General features: G+C 50.8%; 15 protein-coding genes. 12 read left to right on the top strand and 3 right to left on the bottom strand.

Annotated features, from left to right (window positions below; all coding sequences use genetic code 11):
* The first annotated feature begins 82 nt into the window (after positions 1 to 82).
* The 5 genes from H7R58_RS19665 (at position 83) to H7R58_RS19645 (ending at position 4,300) form a co-directional block, all read left to right on the top strand.
* Positions 83 to 259: a hypothetical protein gene (locus H7R58_RS19665; RefSeq protein ID WP_172952670.1), complete on the top strand. Its 177-nt coding sequence runs from the start codon at positions 83 to 85 to the stop codon at positions 257 to 259.
* Positions 259 to 1,095, top strand: a complete 837-nt coding sequence (locus tag H7R58_RS19660) for a hypothetical protein (protein WP_157925846.1) — start codon at positions 259 to 261, stop codon at positions 1,093 to 1,095. Before H7R58_RS19665 ends, H7R58_RS19660 begins: the two co-directional genes overlap by 1 nt.
* Positions 1,092 to 1,541 (top strand): hypothetical protein, encoded by a 450-nt coding sequence (locus tag H7R58_RS19655; RefSeq protein WP_053266295.1) that lies wholly within the window; start codon positions 1,092 to 1,094, stop codon positions 1,539 to 1,541. The genes H7R58_RS19660 and H7R58_RS19655 overlap by 4 nt, the downstream gene beginning before the upstream one ends.
* Positions 1,534 to 3,360 (top strand): lytic transglycosylase domain-containing protein, encoded by a 1,827-nt coding sequence (locus H7R58_RS19650; RefSeq protein WP_146145754.1) that lies wholly within the window; start codon positions 1,534 to 1,536, stop codon positions 3,358 to 3,360. Before H7R58_RS19655 ends, H7R58_RS19650 begins: the two co-directional genes overlap by 8 nt.
* Positions 3,361 to 3,712: 352 nt before the next feature.
* Positions 3,713 to 4,300, top strand: coding sequence for a hypothetical protein (locus H7R58_RS19645; protein ID WP_182934503.1), 588 nt, complete (start codon positions 3,713 to 3,715; stop codon positions 4,298 to 4,300).
* A gap of 151 nt (positions 4,301 to 4,451) precedes the next feature.
* On the opposite strand, the gene H7R58_RS19640 is transcribed toward H7R58_RS19645, so the two are convergent.
* Positions 4,452 to 5,563, bottom strand: a protein-coding gene (locus H7R58_RS19640; protein WP_110198830.1) for an IS3 family transposase whose coding sequence is annotated in 2 segments (ribosomal slippage) — positions 4,452 to 5,302 and positions 5,302 to 5,563 — 1,113 coding nt in all. Because the reading frame shifts where the segments join, the coding sequence is not laid out codon by codon here.
* Between H7R58_RS19640 and H7R58_RS25345 the strand changes: the two genes are divergently transcribed.
* From H7R58_RS25345 to hpt, 3 genes are all read left to right on the top strand, one after another.
* Positions 5,564 to 5,776, top strand: coding sequence for a hypothetical protein (locus H7R58_RS25345; protein ID WP_227674938.1), 213 nt, complete (start codon positions 5,564 to 5,566; stop codon positions 5,774 to 5,776).
* A gap of 173 nt (positions 5,777 to 5,949) precedes the next feature.
* Positions 5,950 to 6,258, top strand: coding sequence for a DUF3892 domain-containing protein (locus tag H7R58_RS19635; protein ID WP_123650782.1), 309 nt, complete (start codon positions 5,950 to 5,952; stop codon positions 6,256 to 6,258).
* A gap of 216 nt (positions 6,259 to 6,474) precedes the next feature.
* A complete protein-coding gene (gene hpt / locus H7R58_RS19630; RefSeq protein ID WP_106925475.1) occupies positions 6,475 to 7,011 on the top strand; it encodes a hypoxanthine phosphoribosyltransferase in 537 nt (178 codons plus the stop codon).
* A gap of 145 nt (positions 7,012 to 7,156) precedes the next feature.
* On the opposite strand, the gene can is transcribed toward hpt, so the two are convergent.
* Complete coding sequence (gene can / locus H7R58_RS19625) at positions 7,157 to 7,819, bottom strand: carbonate dehydratase (protein WP_106925477.1); 663 nt, start codon at positions 7,817 to 7,819, stop codon at positions 7,157 to 7,159.
* Between the two features lie 227 nt (positions 7,820 to 8,046).
* On the opposite strand from can, the gene H7R58_RS19620 reads away from it, so the two are divergent.
* From H7R58_RS19620 to H7R58_RS19605, 4 genes are all read left to right on the top strand, one after another.
* Positions 8,047 to 8,973, top strand: coding sequence for an ABC transporter ATP-binding protein (locus tag H7R58_RS19620; RefSeq protein WP_106925479.1), 927 nt, complete (start codon positions 8,047 to 8,049; stop codon positions 8,971 to 8,973).
* A complete protein-coding gene (locus H7R58_RS19615) occupies positions 8,970 to 9,740 on the top strand; it encodes an ABC transporter permease (RefSeq protein WP_106925481.1) in 771 nt (256 codons plus the stop codon). Before H7R58_RS19620 ends, H7R58_RS19615 begins: the two co-directional genes overlap by 4 nt.
* Positions 9,741 to 9,850: 110 nt before the next feature.
* A complete protein-coding gene (locus H7R58_RS19610; protein ID WP_182929455.1) occupies positions 9,851 to 10,291 on the top strand; it encodes a PTS sugar transporter subunit IIA in 441 nt (146 codons plus the stop codon).
* Positions 10,292 to 10,354: 63 nt separating this feature from the next.
* Positions 10,355 to 11,584: a polysaccharide deacetylase family protein gene (locus H7R58_RS19605; RefSeq protein WP_106925485.1), complete on the top strand. Its 1,230-nt coding sequence runs from the start codon at positions 10,355 to 10,357 to the stop codon at positions 11,582 to 11,584.
* A 35-nt stretch (positions 11,585 to 11,619) separates the two neighbouring features.
* Here H7R58_RS19605 and panD read toward each other — a convergent pair whose 3' ends face one another.
* On the bottom strand, positions 11,620 to 12,000 hold the full coding sequence (panD, locus tag H7R58_RS19600) for an aspartate 1-decarboxylase (protein WP_035891933.1): 381 nt from the start codon (positions 11,998 to 12,000) through the stop codon (positions 11,620 to 11,622).
* Positions 12,001 to 12,118: the final 118 nt, after the last annotated feature.

Here is a 12,118-nt window from a genome sequence, read left to right as displayed (position 1 = left end):
ATCGTTTCATTTTATGCAATGAATGTATTGATCGTTTCATAATCAGCAACTACAATCACTGTATAAACATCAGGGGGGTGGTATGAACAAGAAGCAAAACTCACAAGTAGTGCTACTGACGCGTGGTCAGGTTGAAGCTTTGCAACGCATTCAGGAAGAGGAGCGTAAACGTTCTGAATTTGGCATACAGCCATCAATCCATGAAATCGCACGCAAGCTGGTGGATAAGGCGCTGAGCTATCACGGAGGTGCTTTCTGATGGCAAAAGTATCGTTAACAGCACTCCTTGGATTTACTGGTGGCGCAAATAACGTCCGCAATTCCCAAAAGCCAACACTTCGACAGCGGGAAAAATCCATGAGCAAAAAAGAGCGTAGCTTTGCACATCTTGATGCTGCGGCTACTCAAACGATTGTGGTGCAGGACCAGCAGCAAACCCAGACTCTGAAACCAGCCGGTTCTTACCGTATTTCCAGTCAGCATAGCCGGGGGCATAACGTTGCAATATCAGAGGAAGGGAAGAATAGCCCTGTCCTGGCGGTTAAGCTGTTACGTGAAACGAAACTAAGCTCCAGTAAAATCCGTGCTCGCCTTCGGGAAGAGCCTGCGGCTTTATCAAAGTTCACGGCTAATTTCATGGAAGAAAATATGCCAGGCTGGGAATTTCTCAACGATGAGGAAAAATCCAGAACTGCCATGCAGCTATCCATTCGCGATAATGATCAGAACGGTTATCACGCTTCCCGGAATCGTGCATCTCAAACGCTTAAATCGCTTGAAGAACCACTTACTGATGATGAAAAGCAGGCGATGCTCGAAAATCTTCGTCTGGACCAAAATGCTTCCGATCCTGATACCCCGGATAATGTTGCGGCCCGAAAACAAGCTGACGATGAATATCAGGAGCAGGTTGCCAGGGCTATTGTTGCCAGAAACAATCAAATGCGTTCCACCGGTGTGTTCTTGCCAGGCGATACCCGTACAGCTGGTGGTAAGCCCTCCGCACCTCGAAATGAGTTGCAGATGATTAAGTCTGGTCTTAAATCCGGGGCTATTGTGGTTTCTCAGCCCTCAAATGGAGAAATTCATCCATGACTTTCAGCCACCTGAATAACAGTCCCATGGCTGTGGCAGGTGGCCTTTGGGCCTCTGTCACCCCGATAACAAATGATGTCACTACGATGTCAGCGCATGCAGAGGCCCACTATATTGCGAGCAGCGAACCAGCTAAACACAACCCCATACTTGCTCTCCGTCTTATTGAACAGGGCATACCTCACCAGAAAGCAATCAGTGTGCTGGAGAAGTCCCCGCGAGCGCTAAGCAATTATACCGTTCGGAAAATGGAACGTTTCTGCCCCGGCTGGGAGCTGATGACTGAAGAAATGCAGAATATGGAGGCGTATCTCCATAGTGTCAGAACCAGCGATGGAAATGGATATCTGGCTTGTATGAACGCGGCCACAGCGGCATTAAATAAATTTATAGAGCCGGTAACGGCTGAAGACTTTATCCTGGTGGGAGATAGTGCTGATGTCTAATTCATTTGATTTTGAGCTGGTGGCTGACGATAAGGTCAGTGGTGCAATTGAGCGTATTAATGAATCACTGAATGACTTGCAGCCGAAGCTGGATAAAACCAGAACGGGGCTGCAATTCGGTGGGCAGGAAACACTGGATGGTTTGAACGGGTATAACTCTCGCCTTGAGCTGATGGCCCAAAGCGCCAGAGATAATGTGCAGTATATCGGTGATATGGTCCCACCATTAAAAATGGTTGGGGATATCTCCGGAAAGCTGGAGAAAATGGCGAAGATTGGCCTTGTCGGTGGTGCTATTGGTGGTGTTGCCTACGCAACTGGAAAACTGGCTGAAAGCTACCGGGAAGCATCGCGTGAGGCCTATAACCTTGACGTATCGTCTAAAAATGCCGGAATGCGGGTAGACGACTTCTCTCGCCTTGCTGGTGCGTTGCAGTTTGTCGGCGCTGATAGTGAGAGCGCCAGTTCGTCTATTGAGGGATTTGCGAAGGCGCTGAAGGAGGCAAGTAGCGGCAGCAATCAGGGCATGATGGCGGCATTTGCGACAATTGGTGTGCAGATACAGAAAAATAAAGACGGGTCTGTTGATACGCTAAAAACGTTACAGGAAATTGCGAGAATTTTCCCTAAATACCGCCCGGAACAACAGAAGTCAATCGCTGACAGTCTTGGTCTGACACCTGAAATGCTGGCGTTAATGCGTGAGGGGGCGCGAATGAAAACCCTTCTGGCAAAAGCCGATAAAGTTGGACTGACAGTCGATCCCACGCTCAATCAGCAACTGACGGACTTTAACTCTGCAATAAACGAGGTCAGTGCCTCATGGGATGGCTTTAAGTCTAAAGTCGAGCGTAAAATTTACTCGCACCTTGATAATAACGGCATAACAGATACTGTACGTGGCGCATCCGATATGCTTGAGAACAACTTTGACAATATCTCAATTGGTCGCTTCTCGGGACAAAACAAAGGGGATGATTCTGCATTAATGCGCCGAGCATTGCGCGACCCTGAGTTTATCAAACAGCTCGATGGGAATGAAAAAAACCAGCTGACTGCTGGCGTTATGACTGATCAGGCGAGAAATAAATACCGCAGACATTATTATAACCAGGACAGGGCACAACAATTACTGGACGATATGTCCGCCATTACCCGCCCTCAGGCTCCAGGTAGAAATAATGTGCCATATAACCAAGGGGGTCAGTATGATTCTATTTTTAGCGATGCTGGCAAAAAATGGGGCGTCGACCCGCGTCTACTCAAAGCCATTATGATGCAAGAATCTGGTGGCAATCCTAATGCTATTAGTGACGCTGATGCTCGTGGGTTAATGCAGATAATCCCCCCGAACTTCAAAGCCACCGGGATAACGGACTGGAAAGACCCAAACCAGAATATTAATGCTGGAGCACAAATTTTATCCGAAAACTTACAGAGGTCAGGTGGCGACGTACCTCTGGCGCTTCGATATTACCACGGAGGATATGACCGCCGTCGATGGGGGCCAAAAAATCAGGCTTATCCATATGCGGTCCTCGATAATTACCAGCAAATTATTAAAGGTGAAGCCCGCCAACGTGACGGCTTTCCAGATATCCCCATTAATGGGCAATCTGCAGGTTCAGGAATTTTGCAGCCAATTCAGAATGGGAGCCGTAGTGAAAGTACGCTCACTGATAACCTGGCTCGTTCGCTTAAAGAGGCAATGTCCGATCAGACGCTGAAGCTTGAAATCACCATGGTCAATGATAAGGGTGAACGTAAGACCTACAACGTTGAGAATAATGGACGGATCACCACGCCAATGAATTATTGATACCGACAGGCACTCAGGAGGTGACCGTATATAAAAATGGGTCCTTCCTGAGACTTTTGTAAGGCACGGGCATTGCGCGCCGCAGTGTTTTCCTAGCTACAGGTTTTGAATTTGATTGACACTTTACACTAAGTTTTTTCCGGTTGCTGGGTTGTTAACTCCCTTGAGCGGCAAGGGATTACCGGGAATAACCGCCGATCCTGATTGACAGTCAGATTGACACTTTCTGCCTGAAAAGTGTCAACCGGACAGAAAAAGTGTCAAGTAGCTGGCGCTTTACAGTTTGATTGACAGTTTCCCGCTGGTGGGTTGACACATTGCCTGCCAATGATAATTACCCAGGAGAAAAAATATGTCGCTGATGAGTGTGAGTCAGTACGCTAAACACGCAGGGCTAAGTCGTCAGGCCCTCTACAACTGGGAGGCTAAGCAAGGTTTCCCCGCACGAGTGGACGGCAAGATTGACCAACTGGCCTGTGATGCTTATCTGGCCCGGTATCGTAGTAGCAGCGACCCGCGTACAAAGAATGCAAAGAGCAAGCCCATATCGGCTAGGGAGGTAAAGTCGATGGGGCGTGAACCGGTGGATATGAGTGTGACCGAGATAAAGCGCATTATAGCTGGCGACGCTAACAAAGCGGCCGGTATGCTCCTGGAAGAGCATGCTCAACTAGCTGCACAAGCAGTGGGCCTGTTTTTGAGTAAAGGGCCGAATAATCCCCCTGTCACATTTGGTGGCTATCGCTTGTCGATTGTTGAAACGCCAGATCATGAAGTTGGACAGATCATTGCTGGTGGTGCGTTCGGTCTGTCCGCTAGCGATGTGATCTTTGAATGCCGGGATTACACCCTTGCACTAATGAGTGATGAGACTGAAGAAACAGCCATGCGGAGGGTTACTCCTTCGCTACTTTACGCCCTGGCCGACTACAACCACTAAAGCAAAGTGTGCCAGTAGGCTCCTGTTATTTCGGCCCTACGGGGCTGGCCTTTTTCTATCCTAGTGTATGGGGCTGAATATGTTGATGAATAACACAATCGAAGCCACTCTGCTTGAGATTGCTCGTAAAGAAGGGGTAATCATCCCATTTTTAATGGACGTTAGAAGTAGAAGGTTGCGTTATTAAAGCCTGCTTGTATTTCGGTGGTATGCCACCAATTGCTTTGTTTGGTCGTTCATTGTTGTAAAACCAAAGCCATTCTGTCGCATGCTCTTGTACCTCGGCAATACTGCTGAATAAATATTGGTTGAGCCAGTCGTAGCGAACTGTACGGTTATACCGCTCCACATAGGCATTCTGCTGCGGGTTGCCAGGCTGGATAAACTTCAGCTCAACATCATGTTTTGCTGCCCACTCCGCCAGTAAAGCACTGATGTATTCAGGACCATTGTCACTGCGAATTTGTCTGGGCTTGCCGCGCCATTCAATCACTTGATTGAGAGTGCGGACAACACGCTCAGCTGGCAGCGAGAAGTCGACCTCAATCGCCAATCCTTCGCGGTTAAAATCATCAATGATATTAAGCAGTCTGAAGCTGCGGCCATCCTCGAGCTGGTCATGCATAAAGTCCATAGACCAGCACTGATTTATCGACTCCGGCACCACTAATGCATCAGGCACATCACGTTTTAAGCGCCTCTTCGGCTTGATCCGCAGATTAAGTTCCAGCTCACGGTAAATCCTAAGCACCCGTTTATGGTTCCAACCAAAGCGTTTCACATTGCGTAAAAAGTAAAAGCACATTCCAAAACCCCAGCTGCGGTGAGCCTCAGTTAACCGAAGCAGCCAGTCGGCGATTTGAGCATTCTCATCACTGAGTTTGGCCTGATAGCGGTAACAGGTTTCGCTCAGCCCAAATAGACCACATGCAAACTTGATGGTAATGGAATGGTTTTGCACCGCCTTTTGCGCCAACTCCCGTCGGCGCGACGGCTTTACCACTTTTTTTCGATAGCCTCTTTGAGGATTTCGGCTTTGAGCCGCTCTTCGGCATACATCTTTTTCAGTCGGGCATTTTCGGCTTCCAGCTCTTTCAGGCGCGCCATCATTGACGCATCCATCCCGCCAAACTTAGCTCGCCATTTGTAAAAGGTGGCTGAACTCATGCCATGCTCACGACACAGCTCAGGAACAGGTGCTCCAGCTTCGGCTTGTTTTAAAATCGCCAGAATTTGGCTGTCACTAAATTTTGATGTTTTCATATGCAGAATCTCCTGCGTTTATCGTACGAGAAAATTCTACTTTTAGCGTCTGTTAATTTACGGGATGATTACCAAGGCATTGAACTGAATGCTCAGGAACGACTACTTATCCGTACTCGTGTGGCTACTTCTTTAGCTGCTAGAGATCGACACCGGCAGCGGATGTCTGCCCCTGTTTTTCAATGGAAGAAGCCTGATAGTCCACCTCGTTGAACGATATATAGCAATTTTCTAGTAACCTCACGTGTCCCGTATTGAATTCGGCCTATTGCGACTTTGAAATGGTCTTGCTAATACCCATTTATGTGACTTGTGGAATGGGAAAAATCTGTTTTGTTGTTTATAAGTGTGTTGCAGGGCTTTCCTGTTCAAACCTTTGGTGAAATATGATCGAAAAATGGGCTAACTACCTTATTTCTAAGGTCCGATATAATGATTCCCACACCCACATTACTCACGTATATGTGCACGTTGATAACGGTGACACTGTAGGTGAAGGGACATCAGAAACACGACAGTGGGTAGTAAGTAAGATAGATAGCGGTTATACGTTTTACACCATTTTCAAAGGCGACGATGGTAAATGGAAGAAAGGTCAAAAAGTGATAAAGGACCCAGTTAATGGGACAAACTATATTACTACAAGGCCTAATGGTACTGCTAAAGACAACCTAGAGAACCTCCCTGAGTTTTGACACACAGTGGAAGTACAGAAAGCATCGATCTCAATCGGTGCTTTTTTTATTCTCGCCCACTATGCTGTATACTCGCCGCCTTTCTACTGTGCTCATGCTGTCGCATCATTTCAGATTTGTGCGAGAATCCGTATATCAACCGGTGTATCAATACTCACTGAATTGCGTAGCTTGAACTTGGTTTTAACTGATTAAAATCAGTGAGATATAAAGTTTATGAAACATATTGTTGAAGTGATGATCCCGGAAGCGGAGATCAAAGCGCGTATCGCCGAACTGGGTCGTCAGATTAACGAACGCTATAAAGATAGCGGCAGCGAAATGGTACTGGTGGGTTTGCTGCGCGGTTCATTCATGTTCATGGCCGATCTCTGCCGTGAAGTGCAGGTACCGCACGAAGTCGATTTCATGACGGCATCCAGCTATGGCAGCGGTATGTCTACCACCCGCGACGTGAAGATCCTCAAAGACCTGGATGAAGACATCCGTGGGAAAGACGTGCTGATCGTCGAAGACATTATCGATTCAGGCAATACGCTGTCGAAAGTGCGCGAGATTCTGAGCCTGCGTGAGCCGAAGTCGCTGGCTATCTGCACGCTGCTGGACAAACCGTCCCGCCGTGAAGTGGACGTGCCGGTTGAGTTTGTGGGCTTCGCCATTCCTGACGAATTCGTGGTGGGCTACGGTATCGACTACGCCCAGCGCTATCGTCATCTGCCGTATGTTGGCAAAGTGGTGATGTTAGACGAGTAATCTGCGGGAGCGCCTGATGGCGCTTCGCTTATCAGGCCTACAACCTGCGACGTAGGCCGGGTAAGGCGCAGCCGCCACCCGGCAATACCAACGGCGCAGGTCGGTAGGCCGGGTAAGGCACTGCCGTCACCCGCCCATCCCTGCACTACTTATGATTGATGTGCTTTAACTTGAGGTTGGAAATCCCGTGGCGGTAACGCTGCTCCAGGGTTTCACGGCTGACTGCCGTAACGTCGAGATCGCGCAGCAGGCCGTCATGAATACCATAGGCCCAGCCGTGAATCATCACCTTCTGGCCGCGTTTCCACGCCGATTGCATAATTGTCGAATGGCCCAGGTTGTACACCTGCTCCATCACATTTAGCTCACATAATGTGTCCATGCGACGCTCCGGCGGCATCTCGCCAAGCAATGAGCTATGTTTGAACCAGATATCGCGAATGTGCAGCAGCCAGTTATCGATTAAGCCCAGCTCCGGGTTTTCAACCGCCGCCTGTACGCCGCCGCAGCCATAGTGGCCGCAGATAATAATGTGTTCAACTTCCAGCACATCAACGGCATACTGCACCACGGAAAGGCAGTTAAGGTCGGTGTGAATAACAAGGTTGGCTACGTTACGGTGAACAAACAATTCGCCAGGCTCAAGCCCGGTTAAACGTTCAGCAGGGACGCGGCTGTCGGAACACCCTATCCATAAAAAGCGGGGTTTTTGCGCTTGCGATAGCGTCGCAAAAAATCCGGGATCCTCTTCTCTCAGCATTTTTGACCATAGTGCGTTGTTGCTGATGAGTGTATCTATGTCTTTCATGGAGGCTTGTAACCAATTGAAGTGCGTTGGGCTAATATAGGGCAACTCCTGATTTATTAAAACTAAATACTCGTCGTACTTCGATTTACAGCGGCGTTGGCTTTCCTCGCTCACCCCAGTCACGTACTGGTGTACGTTCCTGAGGATTCGCTGCGTCGCCGCCTTGCTGTAACTCGAATGACTTAGAGTAAATATCAAGTATCAGAATGTAAGGTAAGCGACAATCTATGACCATTGCACTGGAATTAGAGCAACTGACAAAGACCTATCCGGGCGGCGTTCAGGCGCTGCGTGGGATCGATCTGAAAGTTGAGGCCGGCGATTTTTACGCGCTTCTGGGGCCGAACGGCGCGGGTAAATCCACCACCATCGGCATCATCAGCTCGTTGGTGAATAAAACCTCCGGGCGGGTGAGCGTATTTGGCTACGACCTGCAAAAGGACGTGGTTAACGCTAAGCGCCAGCTCGGGCTGGTGCCGCAGGAGTTCAACTTCAACCCGTTTGAAACCGTGCAGCAAATTGTGGTGAACCAGGCGGGTTACTACGGTGTTGAACACAAAGAAGCGGTGATTCGCAGCGAAAAATACCTCAAGCAGCTCGATCTGTGGGAAAAACGCAACGAACGTGCGCGGATGCTCTCCGGCGGTATGAAGCGCCGCCTGATGATTGCCCGCGCGCTGATGCATGAGCCCAAGCTGCTGATTCTCGATGAGCCGACCGCTGGTGTGGATATCGAACTGCGTCGTTCGATGTGGGGCTTCCTGAAAGATCTTAACGACAAAGGCACCACCATTATCCTCACCACCCACTATCTGGAAGAGGCAGAAATGCTGTGCCGTAATATCGGCATCATCCAGCGCGGTGAGCTGGTGGAGAACACCTCGATGAAGGCGTTGCTGTCTAAGCTGAAATCGGAAACCTTTATTCTTGACCTGGCGCCGAAAAGCCCGCTGCCGCAGCTTGAGGGCTACCGGTATAACCTGGTCGATACCTCAACGCTGGAAGTGGAAGTGCTGCGCGAGCAGGGGATTAACAGCGTCTTCAGCCAACTGAGTGCCCAGGGCATCCAGGTGCTGAGTATGCGTAACAAAGCGAACCGTCTGGAAGAGCTGTTTGTTTCGCTGGTTCATGAAAAACAAGGAGATCGCGCATGATGCAGCTTTACTGGATCGCGCTGAAAAGCATCTGGGCGAAAGAGATCCATCGCTTTATGCGTATCTGGGTACAGACGCTGGTGCCGCCGGTCATCACCATGACGCTGTACTTTATTATCTTTGGTAATCTGATTGGTTCACGTATTGGCGAGATGCACGGCTTTAGCTATATGCAGTTTATCGTGCCGGGGCTGATCATGATGGCGGTCATCACCAACGCCTATGCCAATGTGGCCTCGTCATTCTTCAGCGCCAAGTTTCAGCGTAACATTGAAGAGCTGCTGGTTGCGCCGGTGCCAACGCACGTGATTATCGCGGGCTTTGTCGGCGGCGGCGTAGCGCGCGGTCTGTGCGTGGGGATTCTGGTCACCGCCGTGTCGCTGTTCTTCGTCCCGTTCCAGGTGCATTCGTGGGTATTTGTTGCCCTGACGCTGGTGCTGACGGCGATTCTGTTCTCGCTGGCGGGCCTGCTGAACGCCGTGTTTGCGAAAACCTTCGATGACATCAGCCTGATCCCGACCTTTGTGCTGACGCCGCTGACCTACCTCGGTGGGGTGTTCTATTCGCTGACGCTGCTGCCGCCGTTCTGGCAGGGGCTGTCGCACCTGAACCCCATCGTCTATATGATCAGCGGGTTCCGCTACGGTTTCCTCGGCATTAACGATGTGCCGCTGGTCACTACCTTCGGCGTGCTGGTGGTGTTTATCCTCGCCTTCTACCTGCTGTGCTGGTATCTCATCCAGCGCGGGCGCGGTCTGCGCAGCTGATTTGTTTGATTTCCCGGCAGGTGATACCTGCCGGGACGCGTTCTTTGACAGTCATCACCCCCCTTTATCTATCACTCCGCTAAACTACTTGCCTGCTAAGGAGGCAAGCTATGTTAGGTTGGGTGATATCCTGCCACGACGATCGCGCACAGGAACTGCTGGATCGTCTGGAAAAAAAATTCGGGCCGCTGCCGCAGTGCCGGGCGGTAAACTACTGGCGTGGGCTCAGCGCCAATATGCTAAGCCGCATGATGTGCGATGCGCTGCATCAAACCGACTCCGGCGACGGCGTCATTTTTCTGACCGATAACGCCGGCGCGGCGCCTTATCGCGTGGCCTCGCTGATGAGCCATAAGCACAGCGGCTGCGAGGTGATTGCCGGTGTTCACTACTCATTGATTGAGTCGATGATTCCCCTGCGGGAATCCCTCAGCAGCGGCGACTTTCGCGATCGCATCGTTGCCCAAGGGTCGCCCGGCGTCACCAGCCTGTGGCATCAGCAGCAAAAAAATCCGCCCTTTGTGCTGCTCCACGATTTGTATAAGCCGTAAGCATTGGTATTGATGTCGCTTTTGTTACAATAATGAAGTCGGTTCCCGCTTCGGTTATTGCTCATGGCTATACGTGCTGTTGTTTTTGTTCTGCTGTTCCTCGCCGGCGGCGTTAGCGCCGCATTACCCGTGCGCTATATGCAAACCACCGAGGATGCGGCGATTTGGGCGCGCATCGGTAATAAAACCATGACCGTTGGCAACCTGCGCGCCGGGCAAATTATTGCCGTTGAACCCGACGTCGAAGATTACGACACCTTCAGCTTTGGCTTCGGCAAGGGGTTTATCGATAAAGGCCATCTTGAACCGGTGCAGGGTCGTCAGCGGGTAGAGGATGGCTTAGGCGATCTGAATAAGCCGCTCAGCAACCAGAATCTGATCACCTGGAAAGATACGCCGGTGTACAACGCACCGGACGCGGGCAGCGCGCCGTTTGGGACGCTGGCGGATAACCTGCGCTACCCGATTCTTAACAAGCTAAAAGACCGGCTGAATCAGACCTGGTATCAGATTCGTATCGGCGGGCGGTTGGCTTACATCAGCGCGCTGGACGCTCAGCCGGATAACGGCATTCCGGTGATCACTTACCACCATATCCTGCGTGACGAAGAAAACACCCGCTTCCGCCATACCTCTACCACCACGTCGGTGCGGGCATTCAGTAACCAGATGACCTGGCTGCGCGATATGGGCTACACCACGCTGACGCTCTATCAACTGGAAGATTATCTCCACAACCGCGCTAATCTGCCGGCGCGCGCGGTGGCGATTACTTTTGATGACGGTCTGAAGTCGGTCAGCCGCTATGCCTACCCGGTGCTCAAGCAGTACGGCTTTAAGGCGACGGCGTTTATTATCTCGTCGCGCATCAAGCGTCACCCGCAGAAGTGGGCGCCGAAATCGCTGCAGTTTATGAGCGTATCCGAGCTGGAAGAAATTAAAGATGTCTTTGATTTTCAGTCACACACCCACTTCCTGCATCGCGTGGATGGCTATCGACGTCCGATTCTGCTGAGCCGAAGCTATCACAATATTCTTTTTGATTTCGAGCGTTCCCGACGGGCGCTCGCGCAGTTTAATCCGCACGTACTGTATCTTTCCTACCCGTTCGGCGGCTATAACGCCACGGCGGTGAAAGCCGCAAGCGACGCCGGTTTTCATTTGGCAGTGACGACGGTGAAAGGCAAGGTGAAACCGGGTGACAACCCAATGCTGCTCAAAAGACTGTATATTTTGCGCACGGATTCGCTGGAGACGATGTCGCGGCTTATCAGCAATCAGCCGCAGGGATAAGCTGGCGCTCCGCGGGCGCGGAACGCCAGAGAGGATCAGGCAACCTGAACCGGAATCGCTTTGGCGGTACGTTTCATTTCGTTGTCGCCTTCAAAGTAGGCGACGTTCGGACGCCAGGTGCGTGCTTCTTCGTCAGACATGGTGACAAAGCTAGCGATAATCACAATATCGCCCACGTCGGCGTTATGCGCTGCCGCGCCGTTAACAGAGATGATTTTAGAGCCGCGCTCCGCCGCAATGGCGTAGGTGGAAAAACGTTTACCGTTGTTCACGTTCCAGATATCAATGGCTTCGTTTTCCAGGATACCGGCAGCGTCAAGGAAGTCCTGGTCGATGGCGCAGGAGCCTTCGTAGTGCAGGTCGGCATGCGTCACTTTCACGCGGTGGAGTTTGCCCTGCAGCATAGTGCGAATCATAGCGTCTACCTTTAATTCTTAGCGGAAACAAAGCAGTTCACGACTGCCTTGAGGAATTTCGCAGGCAGTATTGCCCGATTTTTGTTGGGTGTCTACACATCTGGTGTTGTTTCTTCAT

The organism is Klebsiella sp. WP4-W18-ESBL-05 (assembly GCF_014169075.1).
GTDB classification, from domain to species: domain Bacteria; phylum Pseudomonadota; class Gammaproteobacteria; order Enterobacterales; family Enterobacteriaceae; genus Kluyvera; species Kluyvera ascorbata_B.
This window is presented reverse-complemented; position numbering and strand designations above follow the sequence as displayed.

Coding starts and splice junctions, on each gene's coding strand:
- H7R58_RS19635 (WP_123650782.1), top strand. CDS start 5,950: ATGATCGAAAAATGGGCTAACTACCTTATTTCTAAGGTCCGATATAAT.
- H7R58_RS19615 (WP_106925481.1), top strand. CDS start 8,970: ATGATGCAGCTTTACTGGATCGCGCTGAAAAGCATCTGGGCGAAAGAG.
- H7R58_RS19645 (WP_182934503.1), top strand. CDS start 3,713: ATGTCGCTGATGAGTGTGAGTCAGTACGCTAAACACGCAGGGCTAAGT.
- can (WP_106925477.1), bottom strand. CDS start 7,819: ATGAAAGACATAGATACACTCATCAGCAACAACGCACTATGGTCAAAA.
- panD (WP_035891933.1), bottom strand. CDS start 12,000: ATGATTCGCACTATGCTGCAGGGCAAACTCCACCGCGTGAAAGTGACG.
- hpt (WP_106925475.1), top strand. CDS start 6,475: ATGAAACATATTGTTGAAGTGATGATCCCGGAAGCGGAGATCAAAGCG.
- H7R58_RS19605 (WP_106925485.1), top strand. CDS start 10,355: ATGGCTATACGTGCTGTTGTTTTTGTTCTGCTGTTCCTCGCCGGCGGC.
- H7R58_RS19620 (WP_106925479.1), top strand. CDS start 8,047: ATGACCATTGCACTGGAATTAGAGCAACTGACAAAGACCTATCCGGGC.
- H7R58_RS19610 (WP_182929455.1), top strand. CDS start 9,851: ATGTTAGGTTGGGTGATATCCTGCCACGACGATCGCGCACAGGAACTG.
- H7R58_RS19650 (WP_146145754.1), top strand. CDS start 1,534: ATGTCTAATTCATTTGATTTTGAGCTGGTGGCTGACGATAAGGTCAGT.
- H7R58_RS19660 (WP_157925846.1), top strand. CDS start 259: ATGGCAAAAGTATCGTTAACAGCACTCCTTGGATTTACTGGTGGCGCA.
- H7R58_RS25345 (WP_227674938.1), top strand. CDS start 5,564: ATGCAGAATCTCCTGCGTTTATCGTACGAGAAAATTCTACTTTTAGCG.
- H7R58_RS19665 (WP_172952670.1), top strand. CDS start 83: ATGAACAAGAAGCAAAACTCACAAGTAGTGCTACTGACGCGTGGTCAG.
- H7R58_RS19655 (WP_053266295.1), top strand. CDS start 1,092: ATGACTTTCAGCCACCTGAATAACAGTCCCATGGCTGTGGCAGGTGGC.